At 35.4% G+C, this 966-nt stretch carries 1 protein-coding gene; it reads left to right on the forward strand.

The genetic code is table 11. The features are described 5' to 3' along the window. On the forward strand, positions 1-566 hold a 566-nt coding region (locus JNK74_28165; protein ID MBL7650064.1), incomplete at its 5' end, for an NAD-dependent malic enzyme. Positions 567-966: the final 400 nt, after the last annotated feature.

Raw genomic sequence — 966 nt, forward strand, 5'->3', positions numbered from 1 at the left:
TCGATTATGATAAAACTTATTGTACTCCAGTTCGCGATGTCATCATGTGCGATACCCTTGGTATTATCAGTAGAGACCGAAAAGACCTCAATACTTCTAAAAAAGAATTATTGAAATTCTCCAATATAAATAATATGAATGGCACAGTCAAAGATGCCATCGTAGGTGCTGATGTGTTTATTGGAGTCAGTTCTGGCAATTTATTGACAGCTGAGGATATTCAGACAATGTATAAGGATCCTATCGTATTTGCTATGGCGAATCCGATTCCTGAAATAATGCCTGAAGAAGCTTATAAAGGTGGGGCAGCCATTGTAGGAACAGGTCGGAGCGATTTACCGAATCAAGTGAATAATGTCCTAGCCTTTCCTGGAATATTCAAAGGTGCATTAAGGACAAAGGCCAATAGAATAACCAATGAAATGAAAATAGCTGCAGCGCTGGCTTTGAGTGAAATGGTTGCGAATCCGAGTAAAGAAAATTTATTGCCAAATGCGCTTGATAAGAATGTACCAGAAATTATAGCTAAGGCTGTAGAAGAAGCATGGGAGAAGCAGTTTAGTTGAATGTGGAAAGTGGAAAGTGGAAAGTGGAAAGTGGAAAGGTAAAAGGTAAAAGGAAAAAGTTGAAAGTGGAATGTAAAAAGTAGAATTTAAAAAGTAAAAATCGGTAAGTATAAAAAGTGAAGAATGATTATGAAATTTATTCCTATAGCTGCAATCAATTAAACTTTTTAAATCTAAACCCCTTAACATGCCAATTTAAACACTCAATCTGTTTATAAACAAAATCAAACATTTAAAATTTAAAATTAAGCATTAAACATTACAAATGGAGTTAACTTCAAATCTTTTTTCAGTCCTCAGCGAAATGGAACATGAGCAGATTGTTCATTGCTATGACAAAGAAACTGGCTTGCGTGCCATTATCGCTATCCATAATACAGCATTGGGTCCATCATTGGGA

The organism is Candidatus Hydrogenedentota bacterium, assembly GCA_016791475.1.
Classification (GTDB): domain Bacteria; phylum Hydrogenedentota; class Hydrogenedentia; order Hydrogenedentales; family JAEUWI01; genus JAEUWI01.